Annotated in this window: 18 protein-coding genes and 1 pseudogene; 8 read left to right on the top strand and 11 right to left on the bottom strand. The window is 58.6% G+C overall.

The window, feature by feature from the left end:
- Nucleotides 1-20: 20 nt before the first annotated feature.
- A pseudogene (locus J3P94_RS14085) lies at nt 21-272 on the top strand (MFS transporter); the annotation flags it as partial.
- Nucleotides 273-339: 67 nt separating this feature from the next.
- Here J3P94_RS14085 and J3P94_RS14080 read toward each other — a convergent pair.
- Nucleotides 340-1,152 carry a molybdenum cofactor biosynthesis F family protein gene (locus J3P94_RS14080; protein ID WP_434568420.1) on the bottom strand — a complete coding sequence of 271 codons (813 nt, stop codon included), beginning with the start codon at nt 1,150-1,152 and terminating at the stop codon, nt 340-342.
- Nucleotides 1,153-1,275: 123 nt separating this feature from the next.
- Complete coding sequence (gene feaR / locus J3P94_RS14075) at nt 1,276-2,241, bottom strand: transcriptional regulator FeaR (protein WP_434568419.1); 966 nt, start codon at nt 2,239-2,241, stop codon at nt 1,276-1,278.
- A 225-nt stretch (nt 2,242-2,466) separates the two neighbouring features.
- On the opposite strand from feaR, the gene J3P94_RS14070 reads away from it, so the two are divergent.
- From J3P94_RS14070 to J3P94_RS14060, 3 genes are all read left to right on the top strand, one after another.
- Complete coding sequence (locus J3P94_RS14070; RefSeq protein WP_434568418.1) at nt 2,467-3,906, top strand: APC family permease; 1,440 nt, start codon at nt 2,467-2,469, stop codon at nt 3,904-3,906.
- Between the two features lie 43 nt (nt 3,907-3,949).
- Complete coding sequence (locus J3P94_RS14065; protein WP_434568417.1) at nt 3,950-5,251, top strand: NAD(P)/FAD-dependent oxidoreductase; 1,302 nt, start codon at nt 3,950-3,952, stop codon at nt 5,249-5,251.
- Nucleotides 5,252-5,328: 77 nt separating this feature from the next.
- Nucleotides 5,329-6,645, top strand: coding sequence for a hypothetical protein (locus tag J3P94_RS14060; RefSeq protein WP_434568416.1), 1,317 nt, complete (start codon nt 5,329-5,331; stop codon nt 6,643-6,645).
- A gap of 21 nt (nt 6,646-6,666) precedes the next feature.
- On the opposite strand, the gene J3P94_RS14055 is transcribed toward J3P94_RS14060, so the two are convergent.
- Nucleotides 6,667-7,839 (bottom strand): zinc-dependent alcohol dehydrogenase, encoded by a 1,173-nt coding sequence (locus tag J3P94_RS14055; RefSeq protein WP_434568415.1) that lies wholly within the window; start codon nt 7,837-7,839, stop codon nt 6,667-6,669.
- Between the two features lie 309 nt (nt 7,840-8,148).
- On the opposite strand from J3P94_RS14055, the gene J3P94_RS14050 reads away from it, so the two are divergent.
- Together J3P94_RS14050 and J3P94_RS14045 are read left to right on the top strand one after the other, a co-directional pair.
- Nucleotides 8,149-10,155: a M10 family metallopeptidase C-terminal domain-containing protein gene (locus J3P94_RS14050; protein WP_434568414.1), complete on the top strand. Its 2,007-nt coding sequence runs from the start codon at nt 8,149-8,151 to the stop codon at nt 10,153-10,155.
- Nucleotides 10,156-10,404: 249 nt separating this feature from the next.
- Nucleotides 10,405-12,258 (top strand): ABC transporter ATP-binding protein, encoded by a 1,854-nt coding sequence (locus tag J3P94_RS14045; protein WP_434568413.1) that lies wholly within the window; start codon nt 10,405-10,407, stop codon nt 12,256-12,258.
- Between the two features lie 37 nt (nt 12,259-12,295).
- Here J3P94_RS14045 and J3P94_RS14040 read toward each other — a convergent pair whose 3' ends face one another.
- The 7 genes from J3P94_RS14040 to argH all read right to left on the bottom strand — a co-directional run bounded on the left by J3P94_RS14040 (nt 12,296) and on the right by argH (nt 19,454).
- On the bottom strand, nt 12,296-13,468 hold the full coding sequence (locus J3P94_RS14040) for an MFS transporter (RefSeq protein WP_434574170.1): 1,173 nt from the start codon (nt 13,466-13,468) through the stop codon (nt 12,296-12,298).
- Nucleotides 13,469-13,484: 16 nt separating this feature from the next.
- Nucleotides 13,485-14,378 (bottom strand): polysaccharide deacetylase family protein, encoded by an 894-nt coding sequence (locus J3P94_RS14035; protein WP_434568412.1) that lies wholly within the window; start codon nt 14,376-14,378, stop codon nt 13,485-13,487.
- Nucleotides 14,371-15,219 (bottom strand): polysaccharide deacetylase family protein, encoded by an 849-nt coding sequence (locus tag J3P94_RS14030; protein ID WP_434568411.1) that lies wholly within the window; start codon nt 15,217-15,219, stop codon nt 14,371-14,373. Before J3P94_RS14030 ends, J3P94_RS14035 begins: the two co-directional genes overlap by 8 nt.
- 151 nt (nt 15,220-15,370) lie before the next feature.
- Entirely contained in the window at nt 15,371-16,195 is an 825-nt protein-coding gene (locus tag J3P94_RS14025; protein ID WP_434568410.1) for an ABC transporter substrate-binding protein, read from the bottom strand.
- Nucleotides 16,196-16,234: 39 nt separating this feature from the next.
- Nucleotides 16,235-16,999, bottom strand: coding sequence for an amino acid ABC transporter ATP-binding protein (locus tag J3P94_RS14020; RefSeq protein WP_434568409.1), 765 nt, complete (start codon nt 16,997-16,999; stop codon nt 16,235-16,237).
- 10 nt (nt 17,000-17,009) lie between these two features.
- A complete protein-coding gene (locus J3P94_RS14015; RefSeq protein ID WP_434568408.1) occupies nt 17,010-17,888 on the bottom strand; it encodes an amino acid ABC transporter permease in 879 nt (292 codons plus the stop codon).
- 138 nt (nt 17,889-18,026) lie between these two features.
- Nucleotides 18,027-19,454: an argininosuccinate lyase gene (argH, locus tag J3P94_RS14010; protein WP_434568407.1), complete on the bottom strand. Its 1,428-nt coding sequence runs from the start codon at nt 19,452-19,454 to the stop codon at nt 18,027-18,029.
- Between the two features lie 293 nt (nt 19,455-19,747).
- On the opposite strand from argH, the gene J3P94_RS14005 reads away from it, so the two are divergent.
- Entirely contained in the window at nt 19,748-20,713 is a 966-nt protein-coding gene (locus J3P94_RS14005) for a LysR family transcriptional regulator (RefSeq protein ID WP_434568406.1), read from the top strand.
- A 5-nt stretch (nt 20,714-20,718) separates the two neighbouring features.
- Here J3P94_RS14005 and J3P94_RS14000 read toward each other — a convergent pair whose 3' ends face one another.
- On the bottom strand, nt 20,719-21,969 hold the full coding sequence (locus tag J3P94_RS14000) for an MFS transporter (protein WP_434568405.1): 1,251 nt from the start codon (nt 21,967-21,969) through the stop codon (nt 20,719-20,721).
- Nucleotides 21,970-22,455: 486 nt separating this feature from the next.
- On the opposite strand from J3P94_RS14000, the gene J3P94_RS13995 reads away from it, so the two are divergent.
- A complete protein-coding gene (locus J3P94_RS13995) occupies nt 22,456-23,259 on the top strand; it encodes a hypothetical protein (protein WP_434568404.1) in 804 nt (267 codons plus the stop codon).
- Nucleotides 23,260-23,855 lie beyond the last annotated feature (596 nt).

Here is a 23,855-nt window from a genome sequence, read left to right as displayed (position 1 = left end):
GATCAGTCTACTATCCTCAGCGAGCGGCCTTGGCCGACGCAGCAGGCGAGGGCGCCGACGTTGCGCTGTCGATGAACGTGGTGGTGTGGAACAGCGCAATCGCCGGCGGCGGGTTATTGGGCGGGGTGTTGCTTGGCCAATGGGGCGTCAGCACTTTTCCCTGGGTGCTGTTGGTGTTGCTGCTCGCCAGCCTGGCGCTCGCGCTCCGAGCGCGGGTGCATGGCTTCCCGCAGGGCGAAAGATATGCCGGTCATGGCGCAGCCCCGCATTGATTGGAATGAACTCGATAGAGTCGAATAAAAAAACCACTCGATGAGTGGTTTTTTTACATCCCTACGTTCAAAAGGCGACGGGATAAGACGTTTCGTTCAGCACAGTCGCTTTTGATCCAAAGGTGAGGTGAATCAGTTTCCTTGGCTTCGGGTCCCAACAGAAGAACCGACCCACGGAGCGCATCTGCGCAAGGTCCACGACGATAACCGATTCCACAGGCATGACCGTTTCGGTCCAGAACAACACGTAGAGGTCATCGGCGACATCGAAATAAGCGCACCGCTCGACGTCGGCCAGACCTTTCTCAGCCCCGTTCACGCAGTGCCAGGCCATGGTTTGCGCGCCGAAGTAGACGTGCTCATACCAATCGTCCGCGCTGTAGCGGTACAGCACGCGCTTACCGACCAGGCCGGCCCCTTGAACGATGGGCGCGCCCCCAGGCTCGCCATCGACCACGGCACTCACGAAATCTGTACGCGTACGTTTTTCGCCTCCTCTGTCATAAAAAAGGGAGACAGCCGCCAGTACATCACCGGTTTCGTATTTCCAGACCAGGGTCGCCGACTCCTGGTGTTCGGGCTTGAGGAAGTCGATGAAAAAGATACCGGGGCGAACCTCCACCGCTTCGTAGGTTTCTGTTTCGGATTCACCGGCGCCTTCGCCCTCCAGGATGGTCCAGGTCAACGTATTCCCATCAACAAAATGGTGCTCGATCAGCCAACCGTTGGCAAAGCGAAGGTTGGCTTTTTTTCCTGCCAGAAATAGGGACGGAGCGTATTTGTACTCATTAAAACCGTCGGCCATTTCCTCAAGCGTCGGCCATTGCTCTTCAGGCACGAATGGTTGGTTCTTCAGTTCTTGTTCGATCTGATAGCTCACGATGTCTCCTCGTTTACGGCCGGTTCCGATTGAGGTTTCATCCTAGGAGCGGGCGCAATCAATGTCTTGGCGCCGAGTGCCATCGCTTGTGCTGGAGTGACACATTTCCAACAAGCCGGAGGGTCAATTGCATTCGGTTGAAAACTGATGGCGATAATCGCGGGGAGAAATGCCGAATCGCAGCTTGAACGCCTTGGAAAAATGGCTCACATCATTGAAGCCCCAGGCGTAGGCGATGGCGGTGATTTTTTCATGGGCGGCTGCCTGGCTGATGGTCTCGGCACAGCGTTGCAGTCGCTGTTCCAATATGTGCCGGCCGATGGTGGTGCCTTGCTGGGCGAAGAGCCGATGCAGGTTTCTGACCGATGTACCGATGGCTTCCGCCAGACGCTCGGCACACAACTCGCTATCGCAAAGATGCCGTTCGATCAGGATTTTTGCCTTGATCAGTTTCTGCGCCTGGCCGCTGGAGTCTGCGCCCTCGATTGCACTGCTCACCCCAGGGCGCAACAGCATCAGCAATGCGTCGAACAATGCCGCACTCTCTTGCGGTAGCAGGTTCGAAGAATCGAATAGCCGTTGGGTCATCAGGCCGGCCATGCCCCCCAAAGCGCTGCTGGCAACCAAGGGACGGTTGAATATCAATTGCCTCTGCCCCAAGCGTTGGTGCAGCGCTTGGCGGGGAATGATCAGCGACATCTGGTCGCTCGGGGCATCGAAGTAAAAATCGCAAGGCTGCGTGATGTCCAGCAACACTAGGTCGCCCTTGTCCAGGCGGGCGCGATTGTCAGCCTGGCACATCAATGCGCTACCACCGACTTGCAGCACCAGGTAGAAAAAATCTTTGTCATCGGCCCGAATATCGCTGCGGTCGCGGTGCAAGTGCTGGCAATTGCTGATGATGCGCGAGCCATCCAACGCGGAATCTGTGCCCGTCAGATTTTTCATCGCGCCGGTAAAGCTCGCGAGGCCGGGCCCGGAAGGCGGCTCGGCGTGAAAGGTTCCGCATTTCTGACCGAGGTCGTGTTGCCAGGCCTCGAAGCCCTGGGCGCCCGTATAGAGCGGTTCTGTTTGCCAAGTGTTGTACATCGTTACCTCGGCTGCCGGCTGCACGCCGGTTTTGTTTTTATATTGGATCGGCCGTCGACACGTTTCCGACACCGGCAGTATTTAGTAGCACGCATGTTGAAAAGACAAGTATCTCCCTATCGATGGCAGTGACAGACATGTGCACGACATTCTCAACCATGTTCCTGGCCAGCCAGGGAGGCGTCTAATGGGATTGTGCTTCTTACCCGGCTGGAGTCTGTTCCCGTGGATACAACCAATAACAATACCTGTGCCTCGGCTTCGCATCTGCAGAAAACCTTGCGCTGGAGCGATGCATTCGCACTGTCAATGGCGGTGTCAGGCTCGATCTTCGCTTCTTTCGGCTTCGCCCTCGGTGCACTCGGTCCGGTAGCCGCGCTAATGCTCTGGGTGGGCTCGGCAGCCATCGGGGCCTGTCAGAACTGGATTTTCCTGGAAGTCAGCGCAATGTTTCCGGATAAACCTGGCGGCATCGCAATGATCGCGGCCGAAGGATGGCGCAAACGCTGTACCTGGGTCGGTCCCTTGGCCGCCTTTGGTTACTGGCTTGGCTGGTCGGCGGTGTTGTCGATCATTGGCGTGAGCGCCGGAGCGTTGATTCAGGCGCAGTGGTTTCCCTCGCAAACCTGGAGCTTCGATACAGGTCTGGCCAACATTGGCCTGGCCCAGATGATCGGAGCGGGTTTGATCGTGCTTTTCTGGCAATTCAATCGTCGCGGCATCCATCTAGCCGCATCGGTCTCCAAATACATGGGGGCGCTGCTGCTGGTGCCGATCCTGGTGTTGGCAGTGGCGCCTTTGCTGGCTCATGGCTGGAGCATGGAGCGCTTCGCATCGGCCTGGCAGGCGCGCGAGGCGTTCGGTTGGGAGTCGTTGCGCACCGCGTTGGTCTGGATGTTCCTGGTCAGCTGGAGCGCCTATGGCACCGAAATGTGCGCAGCCTTCGGGCCCGAATATCGCAGCGAGCGGGACATGCGCCTGGCGTTGATGAGTTCAGGTGGCTACACCGTGCTGGTGTTTGCCGCAGTAGCTTTCGGCCTGGGCGGCTTGGTGGATCCGCAAGCGGCCCTGGAGAACCCCAGCGGTTTCTACATTGCGGCCTTCAACGCGGTGCTGGGCACGGGCTGGAGCAGCTTTTTCGTGATTGCGTTGTTGGTGGGGCTGTTCATGGGGTTGAACGCGGCATTGGCCGATGGCTCGCGGGCGTTGTACGGCACGGCGCTGGAAGGACTGACCATCAAACAACTGGGTGTGCTCAACAAACACCAGGTACCCGGACGTTGCATGAGCGTGGCGGTGGCGGTGAACCTGGCGATGATCTTTTTCCTGTCATCGCCCCTGGCAATTCTGGTGACGGCCAATATTGGTTATCTGACCGCCATCTTCTTCGCGCTTTCAGGCTTTATCCTGCTGCGCAAGGACGCACCGTTGCACCCGCGCCCGGTGCGTCTGGGACGCGGCTGGCTGCCGGTGGCCTGGCTGCTGAGCGTGTTCACTGGCGTGGTGGTCGTGGTCGGGGCCGCATCTGCCGAGCTGGCCGGTTATGGCGGTGCGAAGGAGGTGCTGATCGCCTTGGGCATCCTGATGTTTTCACTGATGCTGTATGCCTATCGACGACTCGTGCAAGATCGCGCCCCGGCCTTGCCATCGGTCTCCCCACACTGAGCTGCATTTACAACAACAAGAAAACTGACCAAGAGGTGCAGGCATGCTGTCCGTTGAAACACCAACGACCTATTACACCGCCACTCGCAAATATGACTTGAAGTTCAATGACCTGGAGCACGATGTCGAGGCCGAAGTCGTCGTTATCGGAGGTGGATTTTCCGGTATCAATACTGCGTTGGAACTCGCCGAGCGCGGATTCACCGACGTGGTCGTGCTGGAAGCCCGTTACCTGGGTTTCGGCGGCTCGGGGCGCAATGGCGGTCATGTGATGGCCGGGATCGGACACGATCTGGAGAAGATTCGCAAAAGCGTCGGCGAGGAGGGGCTCAAAGCGATTTTCGAGATCAGCGACCTGGGCGCCTCGATTATCCAGAACCGCATCCAGCGTTATCAAATTGATGCGGATTTCTGCCACGGCTACGGCTATCTCGGTTTCAACAAGCGCCAGGGTCGGCTGCTACAAGCATGGGAAAAAGAATACAAACAGCTCAATCCGGATCACGAAATTGCCTATCTGGAGGGCGCCGAGGTCCAAAGCATCGTCGGCTCGGACGTATACAGCTGCGCCTTGAAGCACATGGGCAACGGTCATATCCATTCGTTGAACATGCTCCTGGGGTCGGCCAAGGCCTTGGTGGGCCTGGGTGGACGTATTTATGAAAATACCCCCGTGCTGGAGGTGACCTATGGCGACACCATTACCTTGCGTACGGCGAAAGGTTCGGTTCGGGCGAAGAAGATCCTCTGGTCCTGCGGCGCGTTTCTGGACCGGCTTGAGCCGGAATTGCACAAGACGATGGTGAGCACTTACGCCTTCCAATTGGTGACGGAGCCGCTTCCCCCTGCGCTGATCGAACAGATCAGTCCGATACGAGGTGCCTTCAGCGATATTCGTCCGGTGATCGAGTACTACCGGGTGACTAATGAAAACCGTCTGCTCTTCGGTTCGGCGACGCGCCTGCTCGAGTACATTCCCAACGATCTGAAGGCGTGGAACCGAAATCTGATGCTCCAGGTTTTCCCCTACCTCGATCACGTGAAAATCGACCTGGCTTGGGGCGGGCCGATGGAGTGCAGCGCTAATCTGTTCCCACAGATCGGTACCTTGCCCGGGCGCGACAACGCCTATTTCGTCCAGGGTTACTCGGGCTTCGGCGTGACGCCGAGTCATGTGGTCAGCCGTGTCATTGCCGATGGCATGACCGGCGGTTCACGGCATTGGGATGTGATGAGTGCGATCCCGCGTACGCGGATTCCCGGCAAGGATCATTGGCGCAACCTGATCTGCACCCTTGGAAAGGCCAGCCACCAGCTGGCGGGCTACCGCAACGGTCGCCGCTGATATCGCCTTACCCATGACCTGACTGGCGCTGACTGACGGCGCCACTGCTTCTCCTTTCGCATATCGGAGTACGGCCCATGCTCGCCTGTAAAAAAACAATAATCGCGCTCTCGTTCGCCTGCGTCTGTGTTCCAGCAGCAGCGCAGCCGCTTTACAAGGATGAAGCCACGGAAGTCGATGCGCGCTTGCTCGCGTTGGCTGGCGCTTTCCATAGCCGGGAAAACTACTCGCAATCGGGAACACGTAGAGAGGGGGCCAGCCGGTGGCAAGAGGCGGTCCTGCAATACGGTTTCGACCTGCGCCATAGTCTCGACGCCGGGTCGCAACTGTACGGTTCACTGAATTGGGTAAGCTCCGCCACCTTTGGCGATGGCGACCCGGCCGGCTGGTCTTCAGGTGATGAGCGCACCACGAAAATCGAGGACGCTTTCGTGGGTTGGCGCTCCGGCACACGGTTCGATGTCATGGGCGAGAACGGCGTGGACATATCGTTCGGGCGGCAAAACATCGTGATCGGCGACGGCTTTCTCGTCAGTGGCGATGCCTTGAATCTCGGCCAGGAGTTTGTCGACGGCAAAGCCAATCGGGGCGGGGGATACTACCTGACCGGTCGCAAGGCTTTTGATCGCACGGCCGTACTGCGCCTGGGTGCCCAGCAAGGCTGGCGGGGTGATCTTATGTGGCTCAAGTCCGACAACCCGGCCCAGGCCAGGCCGGAATTGGCACTGGGTACGCTGGAGCATGTCAGCGAGCAGGGCACCCTGGGCCTGACTTATCTGAAAGTCACCGATACCGACAAGGCAATGGCGGACCTGTTGTTTCCCGAGCGCAAGGATATGCAGCTCTACAGCGTTCGCGGACAGGGTAATGCAGGGGTTTCCGGGCTGTTCCTGGCCGGTGAGTACGCTTGGGAGCAGAAAGATAACGCCAGGGAAAACGCCTGGTATCTTGAAGCCGGTTGGACGTTTGATGATGTTCCCGGCACGCCTTCGATCAACTACCGATACAGTCGTTTCTCCGAAGGCTACGACCCGCTTTTCTATGGCAATGGCCGCGCGCTCGGTACCTGGTTCCAAGGTGAAGTCGCTGCCAACTATGCGGGCCCGTTCAACAGCAACGCCACTGTGCAGCATGTAGGATTGAAACTCGCTCCCGCCGAGGATCTCAAGCTAGGCATCTTGCTTTACACCTTCCGCACCCTCGACGCGAGCCGTAACCAACTGGATGCCGACGAGGCGGACCTCTACGCCGAATGGTCGATTGACCCGCATTGGACCCTCATGCCCTTGGTGGGCCTCTACAAGCCGAAGCAAAGTGCCGCAAATGGCGGGACGCAAGTCGGCAACAGCGCCACCAATCTCTACGGGCAGGTTTTGGTGGCGTGGTCGTTCTAGGTCGGAGGCGGTTCCCGAAGGTCAAGGCTTCAGCACCACCTTCACGCAGCCATCTTTTTTGTCCCGGAAGGTCTTGTACATGTCCGGGCCGTCTTGAAGACTCACGGTGTGAGTGATGACGAAACTTGGGTCGATCTGCCCTTCCTGGATGCGCTGGAGCAGATCATCGGTCCAGCGGTTCACATGGGTCTGGCCCATCTTGAAGGTCAGGCCCTTGTTCATGGCGGCGCCGAACGGAATCTTGTCGATCAAGCCGCCATAGACGCCGGGGATCGACAACGTGCCAGCGGGGCGGCAGACGTACATCATTTCCCGCAGCACGTGGGGGCGGTCGGACTCCAGCATCACTGCTTGCTTGACCCGATCATAGATGGAGTCGAACGAGCGGGTTGCGTGGGACTCCATGCCTACCGCGTCGATGCACTTCTCCGGCCCCTTGCCTCCCGTCAGCTCGGCCAGGCGGTCCAGCACGCTTTCTTCATCAAAATTGATGGTGATGGCGCCGCCGGCCTTGGCCATGGCCAGGCGCTCGGGCACGTTGTCGATGCATACCACCTGCCTGGCCCCGAGGATCACCGCGCTGCGCACCGTGAACTGGCCTACCGGGCCGGCGCCCCAGATAGCCACGGTGTCGGTTGGCTGGATATCGCATTGCACGGCGGCCTGCCAACCGGTGGGAAAGATGTCGCCAAGAAACAGCACTTGCTCGTCGGTAAGGCCATCCGGGATGACCACCGGGGTGAAGTCCGCGTAAGGCACACGCACGTATTCGGCCTGGCCACCGGGGTAGCCCCCGGTAAGGTGGGTGTAGCCAAACAAGCCCGCCGTGGTGTGACCGAAGGCCTTGTCGGCCAGGTCCTTGTTGCGGTTGCTGCGCTCGCACACTGAAAAATTACCCCGCCGGCATTGATCGCACTCACCGCAGCAAATGGTGAAGGGGACCACCACGCGATCGCCGACCTTCAACTTCTTGTTGGCCGAACCGACTTCCACCACTTCGCCCATGAACTCGTGGCCCATGATATCGCCATGCTTCATGCCGGGCATGAAACCGTCATACAAGTGCAGGTCCGAACCGCAAATGGCGCACGAAGTGACTTTGATAATCGCGTCTCGCGGATGTTCTATCGTCGGGTCGGGGAGATGGTCATCACAGCGGATATCTTTTTTTCCATGCCAGCGTAACGCTTTCATTTGATATACCTCCGAGGGTGAATCGGTACGCTAGCCATCAGGTAATTCCGACGCGCACCTGTTGATGTTTTCGGTCGAAGGAGAACCACACAAGTTCAAATCTTGTTTGCACGGATCAACAAGAACGCGATAAACGGCGAGGCACGCCGGGGTAAATGAGCGGCTCGAGAACCACAAGCGAGCCAAGGCGTCAGATACGCAGAGACGGCTGCCTGGGGGTTGAATCCAGGCTGGCGGATTTGAAGTAAACGGCTACGTTGTAGAAGGCAAAATTCTCGGGGTATCCCATCGACACTGTGAGGCTCAAGCATGACCAGCTCAAACATCAGCGTTGGCGCGGCGCTACGTGCCGGTACCGGCAAAACCTTCGTCGACCTGGACGGTTATAACGACACCGCCAAGATAGCCGTGGGGCCGGACGGCAAAATCTGGCTTGCCGGGATGACCTGGGTGGAAACCGGCCAGTGGGAGTACGAAGGCTACAGGACTTCTTTGGTTCGTCTTAACGCTGACGGCACGCTCGACAGCACTTTCAGCGACGATGGTAAAACCCTGCTGCCTCGCGACATCTACCCGGGCGAAGGCTATAGCGCAGCCGTACAGGCCGACGGCAAGTACCTGATCGTCTATCCACATTTTTCTGCGCCGAGCATCGTCATGATCCGCCTGAACACCGACGGTTCGGTGGATCAAAGCTTCGGCGTCAATGGAACGGCCACCGCTCCGGCAGCGTGGGGTGATTCCACCAGCGCGACCGTACAGCCTGACGGCAAGATCCTCGTGGCGAATCATGACTCTTATGACCAGATTTTTTCCGTTAATCGTTTCAACCCCGACGGTACGGTCGATTCCAGTTTCAACGGCGGCAGTGCCGTGGAGTTCACTGTTCCGGGCATCAGCACACTGGAGGGCTTTGGCCTGACGCTGCAGGCCGATGGAAAAATCCTCGTGCCCGGCTACAACGGCGCGTTTGTGGTCGCGCGGTTGAATCCTGACGGGTCCCTCGACACAGGTTTTGGCACGGACGGCACGGCGGACATTGAAGTAGCTGGCATGGCGAAATCGATTACCGTGCAGGCCGACGGCAAGATACTGGTAGCGGGTTACAACGAGGAGGAGGGAACCGGATTCGACGTCAAGATCATCAGGCTGAACCAGGACGGAACCTTCGACGCAGGTTTTGGCAACAATGGCATCGCTGTACTCGATCTGACCGGTGGCAGGGATACGGCCCGGGACATCACCGTGCTTGCGGACGGCAAGATCCTGGTAGCCGGGCAGAGCAACTATTTTGGTAACGATGACTTCAGCATCATCAGGCTGAATCCTGATGGAACCTTGGACACCACCTTCGGCGCGCTGGCCGGTGTGTTGCCGCAAATTGAAGGAAGCGCGGGCGCCGATGTTCTTTATGGCTCCTACGTCCCGGAATTGCTCACCGGACATGACGGCAACGACCTGCTCGACGGAGGAGGGCAGCGCGATGTTCTTCATGGCGGCGCCGGCGCCGATGTGTTCCGAATCAACTCCATCGGTGACAGCTATCGCACCGACTCTCAGGCCGTCAGTGATCGCATCGTTGATTTCGACCCCGGCCAGGACCTTATCGACCTGTCCTCCTTGGGCTTCAGCGGACTGGGCAACGGGCTCGACGGTACCCTGGCGGTCTCTGTCAATGACAGCGGAACCCGCACCTATCTGAAAAGCTTTGAAGCGGACGGACAAGGCCATCGTTTCGAACTGGCACTCAACGGCGATCTCTCTCAGGTTCTCAACGAAACCAACGTGGTGTTGTCCCGCAGCCTGATCCAGGGAACAGAGTCGGCCGATCAGCTGAAGGGCTCGGCGGCGGGCGACGTGCTCATCGCCGGCGGCGGCGACGATGTCGTCTCGGGCGGCTTTGGGCACGATGTCCTTGATGGAGGATCGGGGCGAGACGTGCTGACAGGGGGTGAGGGGGCCGATGTGTTCCGCTATGGATCCCTGGAGGACAGCTTCCGTACCGCGGATGGAAATTTCCAGGACCGGATTGTCGACTTCGACCCGGATACCGACAAGATAGACGTCTCTGCGTTAGGCTTCACCGAGCTAGGGAATGGCTACAACGCGACGCTGACGGCCGTGCTGAGTGAGGATGGCCAGCGAACCTTTCTGAAAAGCTACAGCGCCGACGAACAGGGCCGTCGGTTCGAAATCACGTTGCAAGGCGATGTGGTGGCGCAGCTTGGAGACGATGATTTTATCTTCGCTTCGGGTGATGAGCCTTTTACCGAGCTACAGCTTCTTGGGGTCGCTGCGCCTGAGCAGTTTGGGTGATCCTCCCTCGACAGTCTGAACCACCTCCGTTGAACTTTCCCTGAAAACAAAACCGGCCCCTGCCACGGGGCCGGAACCGCTCTTGCCGATATCCAGATGAACCAACGCAAGGAACAGCGCTCAATGGATTGCATCATCCGAAAGGCAACGAGTGCCGACGCCACGGCAGATAATCCTGCCCTCATCAAAAAAACCTCAAAGCAATCTTAAATGCCAGAATCTCCTGGTTAGATCGTTCTGGAGATCACCATGCTTCACGCATTCGAACAACGGCTCGACCCTTTTCCGCCTGACGAAGTCCCACCGCCACCAGACGGCCTGGCGCGTTTTTTGTGGGCCTGCACGCGGGGCGCCCGCGGTTATATCCTTGCCTTCGCGCTGCTCAGTGCCGCCGTGTCGATCTACGAAGCCTGGCTGTTTTCGTTTCTCGGACAGGTCGTCGACCTGCTCTCGACCTGGCAGGCCGGCGGCGATGCGGCGGGGCAGGAGAGTCGGGTGCTGTGGGGCATCGGCATCATGTTGGTGACCAGCATCGGCCTGGTCGCGTTGCGCACGATGGTGCAGCACCAGGTATTGGCGATCAACCTGCCGTTGCGGCTGCGCTGGGATTTTCATCGGCTGATGCTGCGGCAGAGTCTTTCGTTCTTCTCGGATGAATTCTCCGGCCGGGTCACCACCAAGGTGATGCAAACGGCGCTGTCGGTGCGCGAGGTGCTGTTCACCCTCATCGAGATCGTCCCCGGGATCGGCGTGTATTTCATCGCGATCATCGCCCTGGCCGGCGGCTTTGACCTGAAGCTGATGCTGCCTTTCATTGCCTGGGTGGCGTTGTTTGGCCTGGCCATGCGCTACTTCGTGCCGCGCCTGGAGAAAGTGGGGCAGGAGCAAGCCAACGCGCGGTCGTCAATGACCGGGCGGGTCTCGGACGCCTACACCAACATCACCACCGTGAAGCTGTTCTCCCACTCCAAACGCGAAGCACACTTCGCCCGCGCGGCCATGGAAGACTTCAAGCAAACCGGCTTTCGCCAGATGCGCCTGGTCAGCCAGTTCGAAATCGTCAATCAGGCACTGGTGGTTGCGCTGATCATCGGGGCCGGCGGTTACGCCCTGTGGTTATGGCATCAAGGCGAAGTAGGCACCGGCGCCGTGGCGGCGATCACCGCCATGGCGTTGCGTATCAACGGGATGTCGCACTGGATCATGTGGCAAATGACCTCGCTGTTCGAAAACATCGGCACGCTGCAGGACGGCATGGAAACCTTGACGCGCGGGCCCAAGGTTCAGGATGCGCCGGACGCCGGCGTGCTGGTTACTACCGGTGGTGCGGTGACCTTCGACAATGTCAGCTTCAATTACAACGGCGAACGCCAGGTGCTCGATGGCCTGAGCCTGAACATCCGGCCGGGAGAAAAAATCGGCCTGGTAGGTCGCTCCGGTGCCGGCAAATCCACGCTGATCAACCTGCTGCTGCGCTTCTATGACGTGGACAGCGGTGATATTCGAATCGACGGGCAGAACATCGCGCATGTCACGCAAGACAGCCTGCGCAGCGCCATCGGCATGGTTACCCAGGACACGTCCCTGTTGCACCGGTCGATCCGCGACAACATTGCCTACGGTCGCCCCGACGCCACCGATGAGGAAATACGCAGTGCCGCAGCCAGCGCCCAGGCCGATGGGTTCATCAATCAACTCAGCGACAAGCAAGGCCATAGCGGTTACGACACCCTGGTGGGTGAGCGCGGCATCAAGCTTTCGGGCGGCCAGCGTCAACGCATCGCCATTGCCCGGGTCATGCTCAAGAACGCCCCGATCCTATTACTGGACGAGGCCACCAGCGCACTCGATTCGGAAGTCGAAGTGGCCATCCAGGAAAGCCTCGATGAAATGATGCAGGGCAAGACCGTGATCGCCATCGCCCATCGGCTGTCCACGATCGCGGCGATGGACAGGCTCATCGTCATGGATGAAGGGCGGATCATCGAGCAAGGCACCCACGCCGAATTGCTCGGGAAGAACGGCACCTACGCGCGATTGTGGCATCACCAGAGCGGCGGCTTTCTGGGGGAGGATCAGGGCGTGGTCGAGGCGGTGGAGTAGGCGAGGGCGATGGCTGTTCACTGGAACAGCCGACACATCACTTCTGCACGCCAGCCACCCGACGACCGCTCATGAAACACAAGAAACCACCCATGGCGGTCAGTGCGCTCAAGGCATAGAACATCGTCGGTGCCGGAGTGTGCAGCAGCAGGTACCCGCAGATCACCGGACTCAGGGCGCCGCCGAGGGCTGCCAGGTTTTGCGCGCCGTAATAGCTGCCGCGCAGTTCTTCCGGGGCCAGGGTATCGACGAAGAGGAATTCGGCCGGATAGATGATCATTTCCCCAAGGGTGAATATGAACATCGCCACGCACCAGCTCAGCATGTCGTCCGCCAGGCTGAAGCCGATCAGGCCGACAATGAACAGGCTGGTGCCTGCGGCAATCCAGTAGCGCAGCTTTTCGCGATCCAGGAACCGGCCGATCTGGTACTGCAGCAGGATCACGGTGATCGCGTTGCAGGCGAGCAGGGCGGCCATGATTTCCAGCGCGCGTCTGGAGTCATGGGTCACCAGCAGGTATTGCGACAGGTAAAGCGTGAAACGTCCGTGCACCACCGTGCTCAAGAGGCAGCCGCACGTGAACATGATCAGGGTGCGGTCGTTTTTCAGGGTGATCAGGGTCTTGAGAAAGCTTGGCGCTGGGCCAATGGCCGGTGTCGCTGCCCTGGGGATGCCGGTCATCAGGAAGATGCTGAAAAACGCGATGCCTCCAGCAATGAGGAATGGGGCGATCGGGTAGACACCGGCAATCACCACGCCGAGCATCGGGCCGGTGGCGTAGCCGATATTGGTCAGCGTGTAGCGCAGGGAAAAAGCCTTGGCGCGCTGGCCGATAGGCAGGTTCTCGCTGAGAATCGCCTTGGAACCGATCAGGAACAGCGCTGACGCTGTCTCGGTGATGACCACGGTTAGCGTGGTCAGGTAGAGGTTTTCGGCAAAGGTCAGCAGTACGAAACCGACGGCGCTGGAAAGCATCGCCAGGATCAGCAGTCGGCGCTTCTCCAGGCGGTCGATGACATAGCCGCCATAGAGGGCCAGCAAGGTGGCGATGAAGACCGCGATGCCGAGCAGCAAACCGACGTCCTGTTGGTTGAGGCCCAGCTTGTTGCTCAAGAATAGCGTGAGCAACGGGCTGGTAATGGCGCGACTGACCACGATGGTCAGGGAAACCATCATCAGGCGCCGAATAACGAGTGAGTAAGTGGCCACGGTGGTGCAAATATCCTTATTCAGATCGAACGTGATCCCGATAATGCCGTTCATAAACCGCCGCGGGATGATCCTCGGCGACTGGCCCCGCGGTGTCTGACCACCATTGCGCGACCTCGGCGCCGGTGGCGATCCATACGTCATTGTGCCGTTGGATGCCCTCGATCAGTTCGCGCAACACGCCAATCCGTCCCGGCGTAGCGATGATTTCCGGGTGCAGGCGCAGCACGTAGCAGAGGCCGAACCGATGAAAGCCGGCGAAGTCCATCTGCAGGTTGCCCAAGGTGTGGCTATAGGACGCGATCCGCGATTGTGCGGGTGGCACTGCCGGGCTCAAGTTGAAGGCGAAGTAAGGCTCGTCCTCCAGCTCATAGTGCAGCGGTACTTCAATGACACTGGGTGCGGTCGGGTGAGCGAATGGCAGGTCATCGCCGCGCCACGACGACGACCAGCGAATGCCCTGATCCCTCAAGGCTTCGATGAACCCCGGTGCACCGTTGCCCGCCGGGATTCGAAAGCCGGTCGGGCGCTGGCCGGTCAGCCGGGCCAGGGTCTCGCAGCCTTTGGCGATATCGTCGCTTTGGGCGGCCAGGTCCAGTCTGTCGTAGTCCTGATGGCGATAGCCGGCGCAGGCAATTTCATGGCCGTCGGCCTGGATCGCCTGGATGTGCGCGGGGTTTTCCTCGGCAACGATACCGGGGACAAACCAGCTGGCGGACACCCCGAACTGCTTGAACAGGCCGAGCAATCGCTCGACGCCACGTTGGGTGCCGTAGCGCCACACCGACAGGGTCTTGTCGCGCCCGGCGACCTCCGGGGCCTGGGTGAGGATGCCGTGGATGTCGTTGTAGTCGACAGTCAGTACCACCGCGCAGCGATAGCCTTTCGGCCAGATAGGGGAGTCAGCCATGGTGATACTCCTTCAGCCACCACTGGGCAACGTCGCGGCAGGTAGCGAACCACACGTCGTCGCGCGTGCGCATGTGCTCGAAGAGTTTTTCCAGTAGCAGGATGCGTCCCGGCTTACCGGTAATCTTGGGGTGGAAGAGGGTGGTCAAGCATAATCCCTCGTTCATTGCGCCGTGGTATTCGCGGCACCAGTTATCCAGGGTCAGCGCGTAGCTGGCCGTGCGGTCCAGCCCGGAAGGGAAGTTCGGCGCGCGGGTGTACGCGAGGGAGGCGTAGTCGTCCATTTCCCAGCGACCGGGAATTTCCACCAGCGGCGTGTCGAACCCCGGCACGTTCACCAGGTATGGCCGGTCATCGCCGCGCATGCTGCTGGAATAGCGCACGCCGGCTTCCACCAGCATCGCCGGGGTTTCGGCGCGCCAGTCGCCGGACGGCGTACGAAAGCCTTCGGCGCGGATGTTCAGATGCTTCCAGAACACCTCGCGGCAGATATTCATCACGTCCTTTTGCTGATCCAGCGTCAGGGCATAAAAGGACTCGTGCCTGTAGCCGTGATAAGCCACCTCATGCCCGCGCTCGACGATCGCCTGGCACTGTCTCGGCCAGTTCTCCACGACCCAGGCCGGGACGAAGAATGTCGTCGGAATCTTGAACTCGTCGAGCATGTCGAGCAGCCGCGGTAGCGCCCGATAAGGGCCATAGCCGCCGAAACCGAAGTACTCGGGCTTGCGCCAGATCGAGCCGTTGAGCATGGCATCACCGGTCGGACCATCGAGGTCGAAGGCCAGGGCCAGACAAGCCTTGTGCGGGCCGGGCCAGGTGGGTTGGTGTGAGGAGGACATCTGTAGTGCTCCGATAATTTCAAATACACACCCGATCCCCTGTGGGAGCGAGCTTGCTCGCGATGAGGCCGGCACATTCAGCATGTTCGGTGAATGAAACACCGCTATCGCGAGCAAGCTCGCTCCCACATTGGATTGTGGATCAGCTCCGTTACTTCCCGGCGTTGATAGTCACAGTCTTGATCGCACCCAGTTCCAGGTCCCACTTCTTGAGGATCGCCTGGTAGCTGCCGTCATCGACCATGCTCTGCAACGCAACCTTCACCGCTTCACTGAGCTCAGGTTTTTTCTTGCTCACGCCCATACCGGTGAATTGCTCGGAGATCGGCAGGCCCACGGTCTTGTACATGTCCTTTTCCTGGGTCTTGAGGTAGGGCAGGGTTTCGCTGCCCTGCATGGCCGCATCGATGCGGCTCTGGCGCAGTTGCGCCCGGGCATCGGCCGAACCCTCGGTGCCGACCACGTTGATCGCAGGCTTGCCGGCGGCTTCACAGTTGGCTTTGCTCCACTCGGCGATCTCCGCCGGGAACGTGGTGCGGCGGCTGGTGCCGACCTTCTTGCCACACAGGTCGATGATCGCGTTGGTGTCCTTGTTTTTCTGCAGGGTGTAGAACTGCGGCCCGCTGGTGAAATAGTCGACGAAGGTCACGCTGGCCTGACGTTCGGCGGTGTCGGTCATGCCCGATAGCACCATGTCCACACGGTCGGTGGTCAACGCATTGATCATTTGCTCGAAGCCGGTCTCCTGCCATTTTATCTTCACGCCCAGGCGTTCGGCCAGGGCATTGCCCAGGTCGTAGTCAAAGCCGGTGAGGGTGTTGGTGGCCGGGTCCTTGAAATCCATCGGCGGGTAGTTCGGCATGATCGCTACGACGATTTCGCCCTTGGCCTTGATGCTGGCCGGCAATTGGGCGGCGAAGGAAAAACCGGATGCCATAACGCCTGCGAGTACTGCTGGAATAACGAAGTTCTTCATGGTCGTTCTCTTATGAGTGTTGTGAGCGCCAACGGGCGCCTAGGTTCGAACGGCAGAAATGAAGCTCTGGGTGCGAGGGTTTTGCGGACTTATTAGTATTTCTTCGGGGCTTCCAGCCTCCACGATCTGCCCGCCGTCCATGAACACCATGCGGTTGGAAACCTCGCGGGCGAAGCCCAGTTCATGGGTGACGACGATCATGGTCATGCCGGTCTGCGCCAGATCGCGCATCACCGACAGCACCTCACCGACCAGTTCCGGGTCGAGTGCCGAAGTGGGTTCATCGAACAGCATCAGCTTGGGGCGCATGGCCAACGCACGCGCAATGGCGACACGTTGCTGCTGACCACCGGAAAGCTCGATCGGGTAGCTGTGGTGCTTGTCGGCCAGGCCGACGCGGGCAAGCAATTCCAGGGCTTCTTCATGGGCCTCCTTGGGGGAACGCTTGAGCACCTGGCACGGGCCTTCGATGATGTTTTGCAACACGGTCATGTGCGGGAACAGGTTGAACCGTTGGAACACCATGCCGGTGGCCAGACGCTGGCGGGCGATCTGCGTTTCGTTGAGTTCGTGCAGCTTGTTGCCAACGATTCGGTAACCCACCAGCTCGCCATCGACCCACAGGCCGCCCTTATCGATTTTTTCCAGCTGGTTGACGCAGCGCAGCAAGGTGCTCTTGCCCGAGCCGGACGGGCCGATAATGCACAGCACTTCGCCTTGCTCGACCTCGATGTTGATGTCCTTCAGGGCGTGGAACTGGTCGTAGTATTTGTTCAGGCTCACGGCCTTGACGATGCTTCTCATGTGCGGCTCCTCAAGAACGCTTGCCGGCGCCGCGAGCGAAACGACGCTCCAGCCGGCTTTGGCCAAAGGACAGGACGGTGACCGTGGCCAGGTACCAGATCCCGGCGACGATCAGCAGCTCCATCACGCGGGCGTTGGCGTAGTAGATGTTCTGGGCGTTATAGAGCAGTTCCGAGTACTGGATCACGCTCGCCAGCGAGGTCATCTTCACCATGCCGATGAACTCGTTGCCCACCGGTGGAATGATGATGCGCATGGCCTGGGGAAGGATGATCCGGCGCAGCGCTTGCAGGCGCGGCATGCCGATCGACTTGGCGGCTTCATACTGCCCGGTGTCCACCGAGAGCAGGCCGGCACGGACCACTTCGGCAGTGTAGGCGCCCTGGTTGATGCTCAGGCCAAACAACGCCGCCACGAACGGAGTCATCAGGCTCACGGTGTCCATTTCGAACACGCCGGGAATGCCGATGGTGGGGAAGATCAGCGCCAGGTTGAACCACAACAGCAGCTGCAGAATCAGCGGCGTACCGCGAAACAGCCAGGTGTAGGTCAGTGCCACGTAGCGCAGGATCGGGTTGGCCGACATGCGCATGATCGCGGTGATCACGCCGAACACGATACCCAGCGCCATCGCCAGCACCGCCATGACGATGGTGTTGAGCAGCCCCCACATGATCGCCTCGGAGGTGAGGAACTGGCCGATGTACGACCATTCGATCTTGCCTTCGGCGAAGGCGCGCACCAGGCCGATGAGTGCGATAACGATCACCGTGGCGAAGAAGATCCGCCCGTAATAACGCCGGGGCACATGATCGTACTGGGTGATGTCGAACTGGTTTTCCGCCAGCTTGCGCTCCGCCTGGAGTCGTTCTGCCTGTGTCTGGCTCATGTTGGTTCTCCGTACTCGTTTTCTTTGCTATCTCTGTGGGAGCGAGCTTGCTCGCGATAGCGGTGGGTCAGTTCACATTGATGTTGAAGGTGAAACCGTAATCGCGAGCAAGCTCGCTCCCACAGGTTTGGCCGCGACTCAAAGGCGAAAGCCCTGATAGTCCTTGGTCCAGCGCCGCTGAGCGGCGAGGGCGCTTTTCAGCCGGCCGAGCTGTTCACGCACCTGTTCTGGCGCGGTGCCGCCCCAGCCATTGCGGGCGGCGATGGCAGCTTCCAGGGTCAGGCTTTCGCGTACTTCGGGGGTGAGACGCGGGTCGATTTCCGCCAGCAGTGCCGGGGAGGCTTCCCACAGTTCGATAGCGTGTTTCTCGCAAGCCTGGACCAGCGCACCGGTAATCTCGTGAGCCTCCTTGAACGGCACGCCGCGCACCGCCAGCCAGTCGGCGACTTCGGTGGCAAGGGTAAAACCCAGCGGTGCCTGGCGACGCAACTCTTCGACGTCGACCTTCATCGTCGCCACCATTCCAGCCATGGCCGGCAGCACCAGCAGCAAGGTGTCGACGCTGTCGAGCACGCCGTGCTTGTCTTCGCTCAGGTCGCGGTTGTAGGACAGTGGCAAGGATTTGAGCGTGGACAGCAGCCCGGTCAGGTTGCCGATCAGGCGACCCGCCTTGCCCCGTGCCAGTTCGGCGATGTCAGGATTCTTTTTCTGCGGCATGATCGAGCTGCCGGTGGCGTAGGCATCGTCCAGCGCGATCCAGCGAAATTGCCGCGACGACCACAGGCAGAATTCTTCGGCGAGGCGAGAAATGTTGATGCCGAGCATGCTGGCGATGAACAGGAACTCGGCGACGTGATCGCGGCTGGCAACGGCATCGATGGAGTTCTCGCATACGCCGCTGTACCCCATCTCCCTAGCCGATTGCTGAGGTAAACGAGCGATCGCCGAACCGGCCATGGCCGCCGCACCGAGTGGCGACAGCGAAGTGCGCGCGTCCCAATCCACCAGGCGCTGCACGTCGCGCAGCATCGATTGGGCGTGGGCCAGCAGGTGATGGGCAAACACGATCGGCTGTGCCTGCTGCAGGTGAGTAAATCCGGGGCAGATGCTCTCGATGTGCTGCTCGGCCTGGTTCACCAGCGCTTGCTGCAAGCCCAGCACTTCAACGGCCAGGGTACGTACGTGGTCCCGCAGGAACAGCCGCAGGTCGTTGGCCGTCTGGTCGTTGCGCGATCGCCCGGCCCGCAGCTTGCCACCGAGTGCACCGAGGCGCTCGGTCAGCAGCCGCTCGATGAACGTGTGGACGTCTTCATCGTCCAGGGTCGGGGCGATGATGCCGGCGCGGTAGTCCGTGCCGATGCGCTCCAACGCGTCGAGCATGGTCAGGGTTTCTTGCTCGTTCAGCAGTCCGGCACGCTGTAATTCCCGGGCATGGGCCTTAGAGCCGGCAAGGTCGTACGGGGTGAGCCGAAAGTAGCGTTCAGGGCAACGGGAGAGGGCCGCCAAGGCTTCGGAAGGGCCGCTTTTGAAACGCGCCCCCCAGAGACGGTCGGTGGGTTGGGACATTGTTGTTTTCCTCGTCGGTAACGCGAACTGAAACGGGTACTCCAGGCCGCAACATCGCCACAAAACAAGCGAACAAAGTCAGGCCAGAGCAGTTTTCAAGAGGGCAGTTGCATCGGTGCGAGTGCTGATCGAAGTGTCAGCTTTTAATGTTTTGCGATCAGCGCCTTGGCACTGATGTTCTGGATTTATTGGCGGTTGCCAAGCCTGGTTTTCTGTGTTCATGATTATTAGGCCAGCGTGTTTTTGTTGTGGGCACAGGTTGTTGAATTGGGCGTCAGAGGTAAATAAGCATTATGGAAACCCCACTTTCCAATTCCGGAAACCCGCCGCCGAAAATGCCGCAACGGGCACCGCTAGCCCTCAGCGGGCTGGACTTCAAACTGCTCAAAGTGTTCAAGGCCGTGGTCGAGGCAGGGGGCTTCAGTGCAGCGCAAAATGAGCTGAATGTGGGATTGGCTGCCATCAGCAAGCAGATTTCCGACCTGGAAATCCGCATCGGCATGCGCCTCTGCACACGCGGTCGCGAGGGCTTTCACCTGACGGAAGAGGGGCGCCTGGTGTATCAGGCGTCAATCGATTTATTTGCCTCGGTCGACAACTTTCGCGATCGCCTTAGTTCAGCGCAAAACGAACTTGTCGGTGACCTGGGCGTGGGCGTTATTGATAATACGATCTCTGACGAAAACTCCCCGTTAGTTGCCGCGCTCAGGCGCATGAACGAACAATCGCCGAAGGTCAGGTTTCAACTTCAGGCCAGCCAACTCGACGAGGTTGAAAGAGGCGTTGTCGAGGGGCGGCTGGTGGCGGGAATCGTGCCGATCTATCAAAAACGCGAGGAGTTCGACTACTACGAGCTGTACGAAGAACGCTCGGAAGTCTATTGCGCCCTCGGCCACCCGTTATTCAGCATGGCAGAGGCGGACATGGGCGAGGATGTGCTCAAGGCCCACGAGTGCATCAACCATCGTTACGCGATTCATCGCGACAAACTGAAGTTTGCTCACTACGACAGTTTTTCCGCCTCGGCCACCCAGGTGGAGGCCGTTGCGCTGCTGATCAAAACGGGGCGTTTTTTGGGATTCCTGCCCCAGCATTACGCCGCGCCGATGGTGGCGCGAGGCGAGTTTCGCGCGGTACGGCCGGATCTGATCAACATCGTCACCCCGTTCAGTCTGATCCTGCGTCACAACACGGTGCGCAGCCCGCTGGTCAAGGCGTTTGCCCAAGCGCTGGGCGTGGATTTGAAGGCTCCGGTCTGACTGCTCTAGGCGCCTGGGCTGATCTCGACTCGATGAACTTTGATGCCTTCAGAACGCTGCATGGTTTCCGGAACCCCAACCCATAACAGCAAAAATGCCGCTCCGGCGACCCCGGCAAGTGTCAGGAATGCCGCATCGTATCCCGCCGCTTCAACCACAAATCCCGCCAGACCGTTGCTCAACGCCGCACCGAGGCCAAACACCGTTGTGAGTGCGCCGAGGCTGATATTGAAATGGCCGGAACCGAGGGTGAGGTCCTTGACCATAACCGGGAACAACGCGCCGAAAAGACCGGCGCCGACACCGTCGAGCAGCTGTACCGCCACCAGCCAGTACGGATCATCCGCCAAGGTATAGAGCAGACCACGCAACGGTAGGATCAGAAAACCCGCCAACAGCAGCGGCTTGCGCCCCCACTGATCGGCTTTGGCGCCAGCCAACAGCGCCATCGGCACCATGACCAGCTGCGCCGCGACGATGCAGGCGGAAGTGAGCGGGGTGGCCATATGCAGATTGGCTTGCGCAAGTTTCTGGCTCACCAGCGGCAGCATGGCGGCATTCGCGAGGTGGAACAGCGCGCAGCAAACCGCAAACATCAACAACGGCCGGTGGCTGAGCAACACGGTAAACCCGGAGGGCTGAGGGTGATCGGTGCCACGAGGTTCGAGACCGCGAGCCAGATCATGGTCGATGGCTTCAGCCGAGACGAACGCCACGGCACACACGCTTGCCAGCGCCATGACCGCCATCAGGTAAAACACCGCCACCGGACCGAACAGGTAAGCAGACAAACCGGCCAGCAACGCCGCGCAAGCGTTGCCGGCATGGTTGAAGGTCTCGTTGCGCCCGGTTCGCCGAGTGAAAGCGCGAGGACCGGTGATGCCCAGGGTAATCGCCGAAATGGCCGGGGCAAAAATCGATGCTGCTACCGCACTCAAGGCCTGCGTAAGCGCCACCAGGCTGAATGACGAGACGAAGGGCAACACCAGGCAACTGGCGGTCACGACCAGCGCGGCCATCACAATCAGCGCGCGCTTGGCACGGCTGCTGTCGACCAGCGCTCCAGCGGGAGTTTGCGTGATCAGGGCCGCGACGCCAGCAATCGTCATCACCACGCCGATGCTCGCCGGGTCCCATTGATGCACCGCCAGCAGGTAGATCGCCAGATACGGCCCGAGACCGTCGCGCACGTCGGCGAGAAAGAAGTTGAGGCTGTCGAGCGATAGGTTGTTGCGGCGATCCAGGTGGGCTGTCACGGGTGAGTCTTGTCGATGTGAGGTTCGGCGAAATTGACTCAACCTCGGCGAGGTTAGAGACCGGTGCGGTGGGGATTAGTTGCAGGGGGGGGCGGAACCGGATCCTGAACGTATGCTGCAAACAAGTGGGCGACGTCAAATATTCATAAGCCGCTCTTAATCCCGCCGTACTTGGCTCAGTACGCTCAGAACGAATGCGTTTATTCATCGATTTATGTTCCTCAACGGGGTTTCCCGCTCGTCTGGCCGAATCCGACCTTTGGCGACTAGAGCACGGAGTGGCATCGGGGGATTGATGCGGGACGACGGTGACATCCGACATACTGAGATAGATTTTTTGAAAAAAAATTTATATAGAAATGAGAAAGCGACCTGGAGGAGGATATGCTGTACTAAGTCCTGCAATGCATTTGATAACGTCGCTTGACTATCGCTTTTTTATAGCGCACCCGCGCAGTAAAAAACTTATAAAATGAGGTTTTTGTCATGGTCTCTCAAGTGAGAATTTTTTTGATAAAAATATTAATAGCCGCCAGTTTATTTTTTGTGAACAATGTTCATGCGGCCGACGTTAAAAAAGAAAGCAATTGTTACGAGGAACTGGCAGGACTTGACGAATGGCCGCTCAAATCCGGACTAAGCATTAGAAAGGATGCCCTTGGAAATTTGCATGCTGCTTTCGGTCGAGATAAAGGTAAGTGTTACTTGCAATATTTAGAAGGAGCGATCGTGTGGGATGGAGAGAAAGCATATCCAAATGGCCTCAAGGTGAGTATAAGGCCAGAAGAACCTAGTTATTTTACAGTGCAACTTGCGTTTGGAGATGATAAGGGGTGCAGCGACTTGACGACTTGCTTGAAGAAGTCAGCCCGAAGCGAGCCGCAAGCGTATAGAAACAGTGTAATTGTAAATCTTAACAATTATCCAGGATTTAGTTTTCATTTAAATCAGCCCCCTCCTAGCGCATCGAATCGCGACGCTTTGCATATCCTTGAGTATGAGGAAAAGACAACGAATGGCACGGCGCAAAGAATATTTGAATGCCACGGTTTAAGGTCAAAAAGCGTCAGTCGACCCAGTGAGACAAAAATTGATCAGATGAGCGAAATGAATTTTTCCGAACTAAGCAACATTGATTTTTCAAATAATAGAAGTTATTGCGTGCTAGAATTTCCCTCTTTCCGTTTCCGTGCTGGGGGAGGGCGGCTGACATTGAATATTTATAAGTTAAACGAAGCTGCACAAGCAATGCCACACATAGAAAACTATCTTTCTAACGCAATAAAATAGGCGTTCATATGAGTTACGTATTTTCTGAGTTTGAGAAGAATAGAACTTTAAAGGCTGTGTCAGTGAGTTCGGGACTGCTTTTTCAAGCATGGAGATCTGTACGCTATACAGCTGTTCAGGAAAATCCTGAAGCGGACTGTGCCGATATATATTAAGTTATCTACGACTTCAGGAGTCGTACACTGATTGGGTGCGCGCAGCGAAGTCCACTCGTGAAGCTTAGAGCGGTGAGCGATCAGAAACATGAGATGGTGATGTAAGAATGATTGAGATCGTGAAGGGATTTTGGTTTTTAAGTTTGAAGGATTGGTGGCCTGGAGCAGTGGGAAGCTCGAAAGCTTAGGAGGTAGGGCGCGCAGGTCATTGATTTAATTGGATTCTAGTAATCCGTGGCAAATTCGAATTTTAGGATGCAAGCACCAATCCTGAACGTCCGTCATAAATACATCGTTTAACTTATGGGCCATTTCATATTTTCATAAGTCGCTCAAGGGCCAGAGATTGCTGACTCAATGGTCTTTAAATTAGCGCGACTGTTCGTCGACTGATGTTCATAGACCTAGTTTTCCCCGCCTTCCTTAGCCTCGTCGCCCCGA

The sequence above is a fragment of the Pseudomonas sp. Z3-8 genome, from assembly GCF_051131975.1.
In the GTDB taxonomy this organism is placed as follows: Bacteria; Pseudomonadota; Gammaproteobacteria; order Pseudomonadales; family Pseudomonadaceae; genus Aquipseudomonas.
The sequence above is the reverse complement of the archived record's forward strand: the minus strand, read 5'-3'. Positions and strand labels throughout refer to the sequence as shown.